At 69.1% G+C, this 14,001-nt stretch carries 11 protein-coding genes; all 11 read left to right on the top strand.

Annotated elements, in window-relative coordinates; translation table 11 throughout:
• The 11 genes from ftsL to L1081_RS15965 are packed head-to-tail and all read left to right on the top strand — an operon-like array spanning position 1 to position 13,991.
• The gene (gene ftsL, locus L1081_RS16015) at positions 1 to 345 is read left to right on the top strand and encodes a cell division protein FtsL (RefSeq protein ID WP_489413054.1); all 345 of its coding nucleotides are present in this window, start codon (positions 1 to 3) and stop codon (positions 343 to 345) included.
• Complete coding sequence (locus tag L1081_RS16010; RefSeq protein WP_489413053.1) at positions 342 to 2,090, top strand: penicillin-binding transpeptidase domain-containing protein; 1,749 nt, start codon at positions 342 to 344, stop codon at positions 2,088 to 2,090. Before ftsL ends, L1081_RS16010 begins: the two co-directional genes overlap by 4 nt.
• Before the next feature lie 2 nt (positions 2,091 to 2,092).
• On the top strand, positions 2,093 to 3,658 hold the full coding sequence (locus L1081_RS16005; RefSeq protein ID WP_489413052.1) for a UDP-N-acetylmuramyl-tripeptide synthetase: 1,566 nt from the start codon (positions 2,093 to 2,095) through the stop codon (positions 3,656 to 3,658).
• Between the two features lie 11 nt (positions 3,659 to 3,669).
• Entirely contained in the window at positions 3,670 to 5,082 is a 1,413-nt protein-coding gene (locus tag L1081_RS16000) for a UDP-N-acetylmuramoyl-tripeptide--D-alanyl-D-alanine ligase (RefSeq protein ID WP_489416796.1), read from the top strand.
• A 15-nt stretch (positions 5,083 to 5,097) separates the two neighbouring features.
• On the top strand, positions 5,098 to 6,276 hold the full coding sequence (mraY, locus tag L1081_RS15995; protein WP_319429647.1) for a phospho-N-acetylmuramoyl-pentapeptide-transferase: 1,179 nt from the start codon (positions 5,098 to 5,100) through the stop codon (positions 6,274 to 6,276).
• A 16-nt stretch (positions 6,277 to 6,292) separates the two neighbouring features.
• Positions 6,293 to 8,425 carry a UDP-N-acetylmuramoyl-L-alanine--D-glutamate ligase gene (gene murD, locus L1081_RS15990; RefSeq protein WP_489413051.1) on the top strand — a complete coding sequence of 711 codons (2,133 nt, stop codon included), beginning with the start codon at positions 6,293 to 6,295 and terminating at the stop codon, positions 8,423 to 8,425.
• Positions 8,422 to 9,720 carry a putative lipid II flippase FtsW gene (gene ftsW / locus L1081_RS15985; protein WP_489413050.1) on the top strand — a complete coding sequence of 433 codons (1,299 nt, stop codon included), beginning with the start codon at positions 8,422 to 8,424 and terminating at the stop codon, positions 9,718 to 9,720. Before murD ends, ftsW begins: the two co-directional genes overlap by 4 nt.
• Entirely contained in the window at positions 9,717 to 10,781 is a 1,065-nt protein-coding gene (murG, locus tag L1081_RS15980; RefSeq protein ID WP_489413049.1) for an undecaprenyldiphospho-muramoylpentapeptide beta-N-acetylglucosaminyltransferase, read from the top strand. The genes ftsW and murG overlap by 4 nt, the downstream gene beginning before the upstream one ends.
• Positions 10,778 to 12,232, top strand: a complete 1,455-nt coding sequence (gene murC / locus L1081_RS15975; protein WP_489413048.1) for a UDP-N-acetylmuramate--L-alanine ligase — start codon at positions 10,778 to 10,780, stop codon at positions 12,230 to 12,232. Before murG ends, murC begins: the two co-directional genes overlap by 4 nt.
• Positions 12,229 to 13,200 carry a D-alanine--D-alanine ligase gene (locus L1081_RS15970; RefSeq protein WP_489413047.1) on the top strand — a complete coding sequence of 324 codons (972 nt, stop codon included), beginning with the start codon at positions 12,229 to 12,231 and terminating at the stop codon, positions 13,198 to 13,200. Before murC ends, L1081_RS15970 begins: the two co-directional genes overlap by 4 nt.
• Before the next feature lie 2 nt (positions 13,201 to 13,202).
• Positions 13,203 to 13,991 carry a cell division protein FtsQ/DivIB gene (locus L1081_RS15965; protein WP_489413046.1) on the top strand — a complete coding sequence of 263 codons (789 nt, stop codon included), beginning with the start codon at positions 13,203 to 13,205 and terminating at the stop codon, positions 13,989 to 13,991.
• Positions 13,992 to 14,001 lie beyond the last annotated feature (10 nt).

Genomic DNA, 14,001 nt, shown 5'->3' with positions numbered 1-14,001 from the left:
ATGGCGCGCTTGAACCTGCTCCTGCTGCTCGCGGTGGTCGCCTCCGCGCTCTACCTCGTGCACACGCAGTACCTGTCGCGCCAGCTCTACACCGAGCTCGACCGCACCCAGCAGGAAGCCCGCCGGCTCGAGCTCGACCACGACCGGCTGCAGGTGGAAAAGCGCGCGCAGGCCACGCCATTGCGCGTGGAGAAGCTGGCCAAGGAGCAGCTGCAGATGCGCACCACCACGCCGGCCATCACGCAGTACGTGCGGCCCGACGGCACGGTGATTCCGGCCGTGGTGGCGCCGCCGGCGCCGCCTGCGACGCCAGCTGCCAAACCCGTCGCGAGGACCCAGCGATGAGCCGCCGCAGCGTCCGCTACACCACCAGTCCCTTGCTTGCGAGCAAGACGCCGGTGTGGCGCAGCAAGTTCATCGTCGCCGGCATCGCGTTCGGCTTCGTGGTGCTGGCGGGCCGCGCCGCCTATGTGCAGGTGTTCAACAACAGCTTCTTCCAGCGGCAGGGCGAAGTGCGCTTTGCGCGCACGCTCGAGCTGCCGGCCAACCGCGGGCGCATCCTCGACCGCAACGGCCTGATCCTGGCGTCCAGCGTGGTGGCGCCGAGCATCTGGGCCATTCCGGAAGACATCGAGCGCGACGACCCCGAGGTGCGGGCCAAGCTCAAGCAGGTGGCCAAGCTGCTCGAGATGCCGCAGAAGGACTTCGACAAGAAGCTCGAGGACGAGGACAAGACCTTCGTCTGGATCAAGCGCCAGGTCGACGAGTCCATTGCCAAGCAGATTGCCGCGCTCAACCTCAAGGGCATCTACCAGCGCAAGGAATACAAGCGCCAGTACCCCGAGGGCGAGGCCGCGGCGCACGTGGTGGGCTTCACCAACGTCGAGGACAACGGGCAGGAAGGCATCGAGCTTTCCTTCAACAAGGAGCTGGCCGGCAAGGCCGGCTCGCGCCGCGTCATCAAGGACCGCCTGGGCCGCGTGGTCGAGGGCGTGGGCGAACAGGTGCCGCCGGTCGACGGCAAGGACATCCAGCTCAGCGTCGACAGCAAGGTGCAGTTCTTCGCCTACCAGAAGCTGCGCGACGCCGTGACCGCGCGCCGTGCCAAGGCCGGCAGCGTGGTGGTGCTGGACGCGGTCACCGGCGAGGTGCTGGCCCTGGCCAACTACCCGAGCTACGTGCCCGACAAGCGGCAGAACCTCACGGGCGAGCAGTTGCGCAACCGCGCGCTCACCGACACCTTCGAGCCCGGCTCGACCATGAAGCCGATCACCGTGGCCATGGCGCTGGAGGCCGGCCGCGTGAAGCCCTCGACGCTGATCGAGACCTCGCCCGGCCGCTTCCAGCTGGGCGGCTTCACCATCAGCGATACCCACAACTACGGCACGCTCACGGTCGAGGGCGTGATCCAGAAGTCCAGCAACGTGGGCGCGCTCAAGATCGCGCAGAAGATGACCCCGCACGAGATGTGGGACACCTACACGGCGCTCGGCTACGGCCAGAAGCCGCAGATCCAGTTTCCGGGCGCGGTCACGGGGCGCCTGCGCCCCTGGAAGACCTGGAAGCCGGTCGAGCAGGCCACCATGGCCTATGGCTACGGCCTGTCGGCGTCGCTGTTCCAGATGGCGCATTCGTACACCGCCTTCGCGCACGACGGCGCCATCATTCCGGTCACCATCCTCAAGAACACCGAGTCGCCCGTGGGCGTGCGGGTGTTCTCGCCCTCGAACGCGCTCGCGGTGCGCAAGATGCTGCAGATGGCGGCGGGTCCGGGCGGCACCGGCACGCGCGCGCAGACCATCGGCTACTCGGTCGGTGGCAAGTCGGGCACCGCGCACAAGCAGGTTGGCAAAGGTTACGCGAGCAACAAATATCGCGCGTGGTTCACCGGCATGGCGCCGATCGAAAAGCCACGCATCATCGTCGGCGTGATGATCGACGAGCCGAGCGACGGCCAGTATTTCGGCGGCGTGGCCGCCGCGCCTGTTTTCAGCGAGGTCGTGCAGCAGACCCTGCGCATGATGAACGTTCCGCCCGACCTCGCGGTCAAACCGCTGGTGGTGACGCAAGGCGTCGACGAGAGCTTCTGAGCATGCTGACACTCACTTCCCCCCCCCTCGCCGCGCTCTGGCTCAAGGAGCGCGTGCAAGGTGGCGCGCTGCATGCGGACAGCCGGCCGGTGGGCGCGGGCGACGGCTTCATCGCCTGGCCCGGTGCCGCCACCGACGGGCGCAAGCATGTGGCTTCGGCACTGGCGCAGGGCGCCGCGGCCTGCCTGGTCGAGCACCAGGGCGTCGAGGCCTTCGGCTTCGATGGCGACGACCGCATCGCGAGTTACCCCGGGCTCAAGGCCGCCACCGGTCCGATCGCATCGGCCTTCTACGACAACCCCTCGGCCGCGCTCGAGGTGCTGGCCGTGACTGGCACCAACGGCAAGACCTCCACCGCATGGTGGCTCGCCGAATCGCTCTCCACGCTGGCCGTGCCCGGCGGCGTTCGCGCGCCGCGGCTCGACGGCAGCGCCGAACGCGCCGTGCCCTCGCCGTGCGCGGTCATGGGCACGCTGGGCATCGGCGTGCCGCCGGAGCTCAGCTACACCGGTCTCACCACGCCCGACCCGGTGATGATGCAGCGCGAGCTGCGCGCGCTCGTGGAGCGCGGTTTCGGCGCCTGCGCCATCGAGGCCTCGTCGATCGGCATCGCCGAACGCCGGCTCGACGGTGCGCGCATCGCGGTGGCCGTGTTCACCAACTTCACGCAGGACCATCTCGACTATCACGGCAGCATGGATGCCTACTGGCAGGCCAAGGCCGAGTTGTTCCGCTGGCCCGGGCTGCGCGCCGCTGTGATCAACATCGACGACGTGCACGGCGCCAGCCTGTGCGCGAACCTGCTCGAGGCCGGCATCGGCGCGCTCGACGTCTGGACCGTGTCGGCCGCCGGCGCGCCGGCGCGGCTCATGGCGCGCGACGTGGGCTACGACGCGCAGGGCCTGCGGTTCTCGGTCGCCGAACACGACAACGACGCCGTGGAGCGCATGTCGACCGGCCTGATCGGCCAGTACAACGTGGCTAACCTTCTGGGCGTGCTCGGCACGCTGCGGGCGCTGGGCCTTTCCCTGGCGCAAGCGGTCGCTGCCTGCGCCAACCTCACCAGCGTGCCGGGCCGCATGGAGCGCGTGGGCGCTGCCGAGGCGAACGCGGGTGCGCCGCTGGCCGTGGTCGACTACGCCCACACGCCCGACGCCCTCGACAAGGCGCTGGCCGGGCTGCGCCCGCTGGCGCAGCAGCGCGGCGGCGCGCTCTGGTGTGTGTTCGGCTGCGGCGGCGACCGCGATCCGATCAAGCGCCCGATGATGGCCGCCGTGGCCGAGCGCCAGGCCGACCGCGTGATCGTGACCAGCGACAACCCGCGCAGCGAGAACCCCGACGCGATCATCAGCCAGGTGCTGCTCGGCCTTGCGCGCCCCGAAGCGGCCCAGGTGCAGCCCGACCGCGCGGCCGCCATTGCCGACGCCATCGCGCAGGCGGCGCCGCAGGACGTGGTGCTCCTCGCCGGCAAGGGCCACGAAGCCTGGCAGGAAATTGCCGGCCAGCGCATTCCGTTCTCGGACCGGGTCCATGCGCTCGATGCACTCACCCAGCGAGGTGCCGCATGAACCACTCGCCGATGATGTTCACGCTCGCCCAGGCGCAGCAATGGATTCCCGGCGCACGCCTGGTGGGCGACCCGGCAGCCACCATTGCCCGCGTCCATACCGACACCCGCACGCTTGCGGAAGGCGACCTGTTCGTGGCGCTCAAGGGCGAACGCTTCGACGCCAATGAATTCCTGGCCGATGCCAAGGCGCGCGGCGCTGTCGCCGCCATTGCGCACGGCGGCCTGCAAGTGGCCGGCCTGGCGGGCCTCGAGGTGCCCGATTCGCTGGCGGCGCTCGGCGCACTCGGCGCCGGCTGGCGTGCGCAGTTCGACTTGCCGCTGATCGCCGTGACAGGCAGCAACGGCAAGACGACCGTCACGCAGATGATCGCGGCCGTGCTCGTTGCCTTCAGGGGCGAGCGCGCACTTGCGACGGCCGGCAACTTCAACAACGAGATCGGCGTTCCGCTCACGCTGCTGCGCCTGCGTTCGAAGCACCAGCATGCGGTGGTCGAGCTGGGCATGAACCATCCGGACGAGATCGCACGGCTCGCGGCCATTGCGCGTCCGACCATCGCGCTGGTCAACAACGCCCAGCGCGAGCACCTGGAGTTCATGGCCACCGTCGAGGCGGTGGCGCTGGAGAACGGCGCGGTGTTTTCCTTCGTGCCGGAGGGCGGCACCGCGGTGTTCCCGCACGGCGACGAGTTCACGCCGCTGTGGAACGACATGGCGCGCGATGGCGCCATGCGCCGCTGCATGACCTTCGGCGAGCAGGAAGACGCCGACATCTCGCTGGTGGGCGCCGAGTGGCAGCAGGGCGCATGGCAGGTCCGCGTCCGCACGCCGCTCGGCGACTTCGATGCGCAGTTGCACATCGCGGGCCGGCACAACGTCGTCAACGCGCTGGCGGCCACCGCGTGCGCACTGGCAGCCGGCATTCCGCCCGAAGTCATTGCCCGCGGCCTCACGGCGTTCGCGCCGGTGAAGGGCCGCTCCAAGGCGAGCGAGGTCGTCCTGCCCGGCGGGCATTCGCTCACGCTGGTGGACGACAGCTACAACGCCAATCCCGATTCCATGCGCGCGGCCATCGACGTGCTCGCAGCCCTGCCCGGGCCGCGCCTGCTGGTGCTTGGCGACATGGGCGAGGTCGGCAACCGCGCACCCGAATTCCATGCCGAGGTCGGCGACTGGGCGCGGCAGCGCGGCATCGAAGCGGTTTACGCGCTGGGCGCTGAAACCGCGCACAGCATTACCGCCTTCAATGGCGGCGACAACGGTCGCCATTTCCCGGACATCGAGGCGCTCGGCGCCGCGGTGCTGGCGCGGCTGCCCCAGCTGGGGAGCGTGCTCGTCAAGGGCTCGCGCTTCATGAAGATGGAGCGCGTGGTGCAGGCGATCGAGCAATCACAACAACAAAAGGAGGCCGGTCATGACGCATGAGCCGCGCGACACCACATGCTGATGAGCCTGGCCCAATGGCTGCAAACACTTTCGCCCGAGTTCGGATTCCTGCGCGTTTTCCAATACCTCACGTTCCGTGCGCTGATGGCTGCGCTGACGGCGCTGGTGGTCGGCCTGGTGGCCGGCCCCTACGTGATCCGCCGGCTGGCCGCGCTCAAGATCGGCCAGCCGATTCGCGGCTACGGCATGGAAACGCACCTGACCAAGAGCGGCACGCCCACCATGGGCGGCGTGCTGGTGCTGTTCGCCATTGCTTTTGCCACGCTGATGTGGTTCGACCCCTCCAACCGCTTCGTGTGGATCGTGCTGTGGGTCACGCTGGGCTTCGGCGCCATCGGCTGGGTCGACGACTGGCGCAAGGTGGTGCGCAAGGACCCGGAGGGCATGCGCTCGCGCGAGAAGTACTTCTGGCAATCGGTGGTCGGCCTGATCGCGGGCTTCTACCTGCTCTTCAGCATCTCGGAAAGCTCGAACTGGCGCGTGCTGCAGCTGTTCTTCGCCTGGGTGCAGTCGGGCTTCGACCTGGACTTTCCGCCCAAGATCAACCTGCTGGTTCCCTTCTTCAAGGAAGTGAGCTATCCGCTCGGCGGCATCGGCTTCGTGATCCTCACCTACCTGGTGATCGTGGGCGCGAGCAACGCGGTCAACCTGACCGACGGCCTGGACGGCCTGGCGATCATGCCGGTGGTGATGGTGGGTTCGGCGCTGGGCGTGTTCGCCTACGTGACGGGCAGCGCGGTGTATTCCAAGTACCTGCTGTTCCCCAACATCCCGGGCTCGGGCGAGCTGCTGGTGTTCTGCTCGGCCATGGCCGGTGCGGGCCTCGCGTTCCTCTGGTTCAACACCCATCCGGCGCAGGTCTTCATGGGCGACGTGGGCGCGCTGGCGCTTGGCGGCGCGCTGGGCACCATCGCGGTCATCGTGCGCCAGGAAATCGTGTTCTTCATCATGGGCGGCATCTTCGTGGTCGAGGCGATCTCGGTGATGGCGCAGGTCATGTACTTCAAGTACACCAAGAAGCGCTACGGCGAGGGTCGCCGCGTGCTCAAGATGGCGCCGCTGCACCATCATTTCGAGAAGAGCGGCTGGCGCGAGACGCAGGTCGTGGTGCGCTTCTGGATCATCACGATGCTGCTGTGCCTCGTGGGCCTTTCGACGCTGAAGCTGCGCTGACGGGAAGAGAAAGCACATGCGGCATCTGAAAGACCTCCCCGTATTGATCCTCGGCCTCGGTGCGTCCGGGCTGGCGATGGCGCGCTGGTGCGCGCGCCACGGCGCGGTCGTCACGGTGGCAGACACGCGCGAGGCGCCGGCGCTGCTTGCGACGCTGCGGGCGGAGTGGCCCCACGTGGCGTTCGTCGGCGGACCGTTCTCGGCTGCGCTGATCGAAGGCACGCCGATCCGCGCCGTGTACCGCTCGCCGGGGCTGTCGCCCGCCACCATCGCACCCGTCGTCGATGCGGCGCGGGCCGTGGGGCTCGCGGTCGGCGGCGAACTGGATCTGTTCGCGCGCGCGCTGCTGGACCTGCGGACCGTCGAGGTGCCGGTGGTGGAAGCGGCGCCTGAAGTGCCGGAAGAAGAGCCTGCGGTGGAGGTGCTGGCGGAGCCAGTCGCGGAGCCCGAAGCGCAAGGCGAATTGCCGCTCGCTGGTGAACCGGCGGAAGCTGCGGCCGCCGCGGCCGCCGCACCATCGGAAGAGCCGGCAACGCCCGAGATGCCGGAAGCGGCCGAGTCCGTCGCCGATGCCGCTGCCGATGCGGCAGAAGCCGAACCCGCACCGCTCCCCGCGCAGGCCGAAGCCATGCCGCGCGACCCGTCGCTGAGCGTTCCCGCCGCGCCGCCGCCCGAGGAAGAGCAACAACCGTCGCAGGAAGAGGCGCCCGCGGCCGAGGCGCAGGATGCCCCCGCGCCAGCGACCGCGCCCGCACCAGCCTCCGCCACCGTGTCGCGCCTGCCGACCCCCGGCCAGCCCTACGTCCCCACGGCCGCCAGGGAGGCCGCCGAGTTCGTCGCGAAGATCGCCGAACTTTCCGCCACCAACCCGGCCTCCGCCGCGGTCGAGGAAGAAGACACGCCGCAGCTCAAGCTGGTGCCGATCGAGGAGCCGCCGGTGCCCAAGGGCTACACGCCCGCGGTGCTCGCCGTCACCGGCACCAATGGCAAGACCACCGTCACCGCGCTCACCGGCCAGCTGGTCGAGCGCGCGGGCAAGAGCGTGGCCGTGGCGGGCAACATCGGCCCGACGCTGCTCGACACCCTGGCCTCGCACATCGATGCCGAGACGCTGCCCGATGTCTGGGTGCTCGAACTCTCGAGCTTCCAGCTCGACGGCGTGCAGGGCTTCGAGCCGACCGCAGCCACGGTGCTCAACCTCACGCAGGACCATCTCGACTGGCATGGCGACATGCCGCATTACGCCGCGGCCAAGGCGCGCATCTTCGGCGCGCAGGGCCTCATGGTGCTCAACCGCGACGACCCCGGCGTGATGGCCATGCTGCCTGCGCCCGTCAAGGTGAAGCTGCAGCGCCCGCAGATCCGCGCCCATGTCACCTTCGGCGCCGCAATGCCGCAGCGTCCCGGCGACTACGGCATCGAACGCGTCAACGGCATGGCCTGGCTGGTGCGCGCGCTCGAGGCCGACGAAACACAGAAGCGCAAGCGCGGCGCGGTGGTCGAGGAAGAAATCTTCCTGCAGCGCCTGCTGCCCGCCGACGTGCTGCGCATCCGCGGCCGCCACAACGCGATGAACGCGCTGGCGGCGCTCGCGCTGGCCAGCGCTGCCGGCTGCCCGCTCGGCCCCATGCTCTACGGCCTGCGCGAATACCGCGGCGAGCCGCACCGCGTGGAGCCGATCGCCATCGTCGACGAGGTCGAATACTTCGACGACAGCAAGGGCACCAATGTCGGCGCAACGGTCGCCGCCCTCAACGGCCTGGGCGAAGACCGCCGCGTGGTGGTGATCCTCGGCGGCGAGGGCAAGGGCCAGGACTTCGAGCCGCTGGCTGCGCCCGTGGCGCAGTACGCGCGCGCCGTGGTGCTCATCGGCCGCGATGCGCCGCTGATCGAGCAGGCACTGGCCGCCACCGGCGCTTCGCTGATGCATGCGGGCTCGATGGAAGAGGCCGTCAAGCTGGCCGCCGCGCGCGCCAACCCCGGCGATGCCGTGCTGCTGTCACCGGCCTGTGCGAGCTTCGACATGTTCAAGGACTATGAGCACCGCGCGGCCGTGTTCCGCGAGGCCGTGCAGGCGCTCGAGGACGACCCGCAGGGGACCGCCTCGTCGTCGAACGATGCTGACTTTTCCTCAGGAGGTCCGGTTTGAACACCACGGCCGCAGGCGCCACGCCCAACGCGAAGACCAGCCGTTTCGGCGGCTGGTTCCGGCGCGCGCGCAGCGGCATCGATTCGCTGCCCGTGCACCTGCCGGTGCGTTTGGGCGGCGCCGGTGTCACGCAGACCAAGGCCGCGCCGATGCGCGTGTTGGGCTTCGACCAGGCGCTGGTCTGGGTCACCGTTGCGCTGCTCACCTGGGGCCTGGTGATGGTGTATTCGGCCTCCATCGCGCTGCCGGACAACCCGCGCTTCGCGCGTGCGGGCTACAGCGCGTCGTTCTTCCTCACGCGGCACGCGGCCTCGGTGGTGTTTGCGGTCGTCGCAGCGCTGCTGGCCTTCCAGATTCCGATGAAGACCTGGGAGCGCGCGGCGCCCTGGCTCTTCGTGGCCTCGCTGCTGCTGCTGGTGGCGGTGCTCATTCCGCACATCGGTATCAACGTCAACGGCGCGCGGCGCTGGCTGCCGTTGGGCTTCATGCGCTTTCAGCCGTCGGAGCTCGCCAAATTGGCGATGGTGCTCTATGCCGCCAGCTACATGGTGCGCAAGATGGAGATCAAGGAGCGCTTCTTCCGCGCCGTGCTGCCGATGGGCGTGGCGGTGGTGGTGGTCGGCATGCTGGTGATGGCCGAGCCCGACATGGGCGCGTTCATGGTGATTGCCGTCATCGCGATGGGCATCCTGTTCCTGGGCGGCGTGAACGCGCGCATGTTCTTCGTGATCGCGGCGCTGGTGGTGGTGGCCTTCGGCACCATCGTGGCCTCCAGCTCGTGGCGCCGCGAGCGCATCTTCGCTTACCTCGATCCCTGGAGCGAGGAGCATGCGCTGGGCAAGGGCTATCAGCTGTCGCATTCGCTGATTGCCATCGGCCGCGGCGAGGTCTTCGGCGTTGGCCTGGGCGGCAGCGTCGAGAAGCTGCACTGGCTGCCCGAGGCGCACACCGACTTCCTGCTCGCGGTGATCGGCGAAGAGTTCGGCCTGGTCGGCGTGCTGCTGATCATCGGCCTGTTCCTCTGGCTGACGCGCCGTGTCATGCACATCGGCCGCCAGGCCATCGCGCTCGACCGCGTGTTCTCGGGCCTCGTGGCGCAGGGCGTGGGCGTGTGGATCGGCTTCCAGGCCTTCATCAACATGGGCGTGAACCTCGGCGCGCTGCCGACCAAGGGGCTCACCTTGCCGCTGATGAGCTTCGGCGGCTCGGCCATCCTGATGAATCTGGTGGCGCTCGCTGTCGTGCTGCGCATCGACTACGAGAATCGCGTGTTGATGCGGGGGGGGCGCATATGACCGGCCGCACCGCACTCGTCATGGCCGGCGGCACCGGCGGCCACATCTTCCCGGGGCTCGCCGTGGCCGAGGCGCTGCGCGAGCGCGGCTGGCGCGTGCACTGGCTGGGCGCGCCCGGCAGCATGGAAGAAAAGCTCGTGCCGCCGCGCGGCTTCGCCTTCGAGCCGGTGCAGTTCGGCGGCGTGCGCGGCAAGGGGCCGCTCACGCTGTTCCTGCTGCCGCTGCGGCTTCTGCGCGCGTTCTGGCAGAGCATCGGCGTGGTGCGCCGCGTGCAACCCGACGTCGTCGTCGGCCTGGGCGGCTACATCACCTTTCCGGGTGGAATGATGAGCGTGCTGCTCAACAAGCCGCTGGTGCTGCATGAGCAGAACTCGGTGGCCGGCCTTGCCAACAAGGTGCTGGCGGGTGTGGCCGACCGCGTGTTCACGGCCTTCCCCAACGTGCTGAAGAAGGCGCAGTGGGTGGGTAATCCGCTGCGCGCGGCGTTCACCTCGCAACCCGCGCCGGCCGTGCGCTTCGCGGGCCGCAGCGGGCCGCTGCGGCTCCTGGTGGTTGGCGGCAGCCTGGGAGCCAAGGCACTCAACGCCGTGGTGCCGCAGGCGCTGGCCCGCATCGAGCCGGCCACGCGCCCGCAGGTGCTGCACCAGAGCGGCGCCAAACAGATCGACGAGCTGCGCGCCAACTACGCGGCAGCCGGTGTGCAGGGCGAACTCACGCCTTTCATCGAAGACACCGCGCAGGCCTACGCCGACGCCGACATCATCGTCGCGCGCGCCGGGGCCAGCACCGTGACAGAAATCGCGGCCGTCGGTGCAGCAGCGCTGTTCGTGCCTTTTCCCTCGGCGGTCGACGACCACCAGACCACCAACGCGCGCTTCCTCGTCGACGCGGGCGGCGGATGGCTGGTGCAGCAGACCGACCTCACTCCTGAATTGCTGGCTGATTTGCTACAGAAAACCGAGCGCACCGCGCTGATCGACAAGGCCGCCAAGGCCAAGACCATGCAGAAGACCGAAGCCGTCGAGGCCGTCGTCCGCGCCTGCGAGGAGCTCGCAAGATGAAGCACGCGATTCGTCACATCCATTTCGTGGGCATCGGCGGCTCGGGCATGAGCGGCATCGCCGAGGTGCTGTTCAACCTGGGCTACCGCATCACCGGTTCCGACCTGGCCGACAGCGCCACCTTGCGCCGGCTCGCGGGCCTGGGCATCGGCACCTTCGTGGGCCACGCCGCTGCGCACATCGACGGCGCAGATGCGGTCGTCACGTCCACCGCGGTGCAGTCGGACAACCCCGAGGTGCTGGCCGCGCGCGAGAAGCGCATTCCGGTGGTGCCGCGTGCGCTGATGCTGGCCGAGCTGATGCGGCTCAAGCAGGGCATCGCGATTGCCGGCACGCACGGCAAGACCACCACCACCAGCCTGGTGGCAAGCGTGCTCGATGCGGCCGGGCTCGACCCGACCTTCGTGATCGGCGGGCGCCTCAACAGTGCCGGCGCCAATGCGCAACTCGGCAGCGGCGACTACATCGTGGTGGAGGCCGACGAGTCGGACGCCTCGTTCCTGAACCTGCTGCCCGTCATGGCGGTGGTCACGAACATCGACGCCGACCACATGGAAACCTACGGGCACGACTTCGCAAAGCTCAAGAAGGCTTTCGTCGACTTCCTGCACCGTATGCCGTTCTATGGCGTGGCGATCCTGTGCACCGACGATCCGGCGGTGCGCGACATCGTGGCCGAAGTCACCTGCCCGGTGACGAGCTACGGCTTCGGCGAGGAAGCCCAGGTGCGCGCGGTCGACGTGCGCGCGGTGGGCGGCCAGATGCACTTCACGGCGCAGCGGCGCAACGGCGTCACGCTGCCCGACCTGCCCATCGTGCTGAACCTGCCTGGCGAGCACAACGTGCGCAACGCGCTTTCGGTGATCGCGGTGGCGGTGGAGCTCGGCATTCCGGACGAGGCAGTGCAGCGCGGCCTGGCCGGCTTCAAGGGCGTGGGCCGCCGCTTCCAGAGCTATGGCGAGGTGGCCGTGCAAGGCCAGCCGGCGGGCAGCTTCACCGTGATCGACGACTACGGTCACCATCCGGTCGAGATGGCTGCGACCATTGCCGCCGCGCGCGGCGCGTTCCCGGGGCGACGGCTGGTGCTGGCTTTCCAGCCGCACCGCTACACCCGCACGCGCGACTGCTTCGAGGACTTCGTCAAGGTCATCGGCAATGCCGACGCGGTGCTGCTGGGCGAGGTCTATGCCGCGGGCGAGCCGCCCATCGTGGCGGCGGACGGCCGCACGCTGGCGCGCGCCCTGCGCGTGGCCGGCAAGGTGGAGCCGGTGTTCGTCGACGACATCGGCGCCATGCCGCAAGCCATCCTGGACAACGCGCGCGCCGGCGACGTGGTGCTTTGCATGGGTGCGGGCTCCATTGGCGCCGTGCCGGGCAAGGTGGTTGAAATTGCGGCTGCGGCATCACTGCCGCCAACAACGCGCAGCAGGCGCAAGGGGGAGGCATCATGAGCCTTCAGGATCCTAAGCAATTCGGCAAGGTGGCCGTGCTGTTCGGCGGAAGCTCCGCCGAGCGCGAAATCTCGCTCCTGTCCGGCAATGGCGTGCTCGGAGCGCTGCGCTCGCGCGGTGTCGATGCACATGCCTTCGACCCCGCCGAGCGCGACCTCGTCGAGCTGCGGCGCGAGGGTTTCGCGCGCTGCTTCATCGCGCTGCACGGCCGGCACGGCGAGGACGGCACGGTGCAGGGCGCGCTCGAGCTGCTCGGCATTCCCTACACCGGCTCGGGCGTGATGGCTTCGAGCGTGGCCATGGACAAGGTCATGACCAAGCGCATCTGGCAGGCGGACGGCCTGCCGACGCCCAGGTACGTGCGCCTGGCCTTCGACCAGCAAAGCCGCGAGCAGGTCCGCGCCGTGCCCGACGTGCTCGGCCTGCCGCTGATCGTGAAGCCGCCGCGCGAGGGCTCGTCGATCGGCGTGACCAAGGTCGAGGGCTATTCGCAGATGCAGGACGCGGTGGCGCTTTCGGCGAAGTACGACGCCGACGTGCTGTGCGAGGAATTCATCGAAGGCGAGGAAGTGACCTGCGCCGTGCTCGGCCAGGGGCTCGACGCACATGCGCTGCCCGTGGTGCGCATTGCCGCACCCGAAGGCGCCTACGACTATCAGAACAAGTACTTCACCGACGACGTGAAGTACCACTGCCCGAGCGGCCTGCCCGAAGCCGAGGAGCACGAGATCCAGCGCATCACGCTGGCCGCGTACCGCACGCTCGGCTGCCGCGGCTGGGGCCGCGCCGACGTGATGATCCGCGCGAGCGACCGCAAGCCCTTCCTGCTCGAGATGAACACCTCGCCCGGCATGACCAGCCATTCGCTGGTGCCGATGTCGGCGCGCGCATCGGGCATTGCCTACGAAGACCTGTGCCTGCGCGTGCTGGCCTCGGCTTCGCTGGATGCCGCGGGGGGAGCGCAATAGCCATGGCCGATAGCATTCCCGTGCCCTTCGACGTCAAGCTCATGAACATCGTCTCGAACCTGGCGTTCGTGGTGGTGGCGCTCATGCTGCTGGCGGCGGGCGCATGGTGGGTGCTGCGCCAGCCGTTCTTCCCGATCGGCGGCATCAAGGTCGATGGTGACGTGACGCACAACAACGCCGTGACGCTGCGCGCCAACGTCGCGCCGCAGCTCGCGGGCAACTTCTTCACCGTCGACCTGGCGCGTGCGAGAACGGCCTTCGAGTCGGTGCCCTGGGTGCGCAAGGCGGTGGTGCGGCGCGAGTTCCCGAACAAGCTGCGCGTGACGCTGACCGAGCAGGTGCCGGTGGCCAACTGGGGCGACGAGTCCGGCTCGAAGCTGATCAACGGCTTCGGCGAGGTGTTCGAAGCGAACGTGGCCGAGGTCGACGACCGGCTGCCGCGGCTCGACGGCCCCATCGAGCAGGCCGGCCAGGTGCTCGGCATGTACCGCGTGATTGCGCCGCTGTTCCCGCCCTACGACTTCAGCGTGGAAGAACTCACGCTGTCGAGCAGGGGCAGCTGGAAGGCGGTGCTGGACACCGGCGCCCAGATCGAGCTGGGCCGCGGCCAGGCCGAGGAGGTGACGGTCCGCACGCAGCGTTTCCTGAAGACCGTGACCCAGGTCGCGGGCCAGTACCGCCGCACCGCGGCGGACGTCGAGGGGGCCGACCTGCGGCACAACGACGCCTATGCGCTGCGTCTTCGCGGCGTCACCACGGTCGTTGCCGACCCCAAGACCAAGAAGAAATAGATAGCGAATA

This window comes from Variovorax sp. MSC1_012 (assembly GCF_023667525.1).
Classification (GTDB): Bacteria; Pseudomonadota; Gammaproteobacteria; order Burkholderiales; family Burkholderiaceae_C; genus Variovorax; species Variovorax beijingensis_B.
The sequence above is the reverse complement of the archived record's forward strand: the minus strand, read 5'-3'. Positions and strand labels throughout refer to the sequence as shown.

Bases quoted from the DNA above. Each gene is read 5' to 3' on its own strand.
- L1081_RS16000 (WP_489416796.1), top strand. From the start codon at position 3,670: ATGATGTTCACGCTCGCCCAGGCGCAGCAATGGATTCCCGGCGCACGC.
- murC (WP_489413048.1), top strand. From the start codon at position 10,778: ATGAAGCACGCGATTCGTCACATCCATTTCGTGGGCATCGGCGGCTCG.
- L1081_RS16005 (WP_489413052.1), top strand. From the start codon at position 2,093: ATGCTGACACTCACTTCCCCCCCCCTCGCCGCGCTCTGGCTCAAGGAG.
- murD (WP_489413051.1), top strand. From the start codon at position 6,293: ATGCGGCATCTGAAAGACCTCCCCGTATTGATCCTCGGCCTCGGTGCG.
- mraY (WP_319429647.1), top strand. From the start codon at position 5,098: ATGCTGATGAGCCTGGCCCAATGGCTGCAAACACTTTCGCCCGAGTTC.
- murG (WP_489413049.1), top strand. From the start codon at position 9,717: ATGACCGGCCGCACCGCACTCGTCATGGCCGGCGGCACCGGCGGCCAC.
- ftsL (WP_489413054.1), top strand. From the start codon at position 1: ATGGCGCGCTTGAACCTGCTCCTGCTGCTCGCGGTGGTCGCCTCCGCG.
- L1081_RS16010 (WP_489413053.1), top strand. From the start codon at position 342: ATGAGCCGCCGCAGCGTCCGCTACACCACCAGTCCCTTGCTTGCGAGC.
- L1081_RS15970 (WP_489413047.1), top strand. From the start codon at position 12,229: ATGAGCCTTCAGGATCCTAAGCAATTCGGCAAGGTGGCCGTGCTGTTC.
- L1081_RS15965 (WP_489413046.1), top strand. From the start codon at position 13,203: ATGGCCGATAGCATTCCCGTGCCCTTCGACGTCAAGCTCATGAACATC.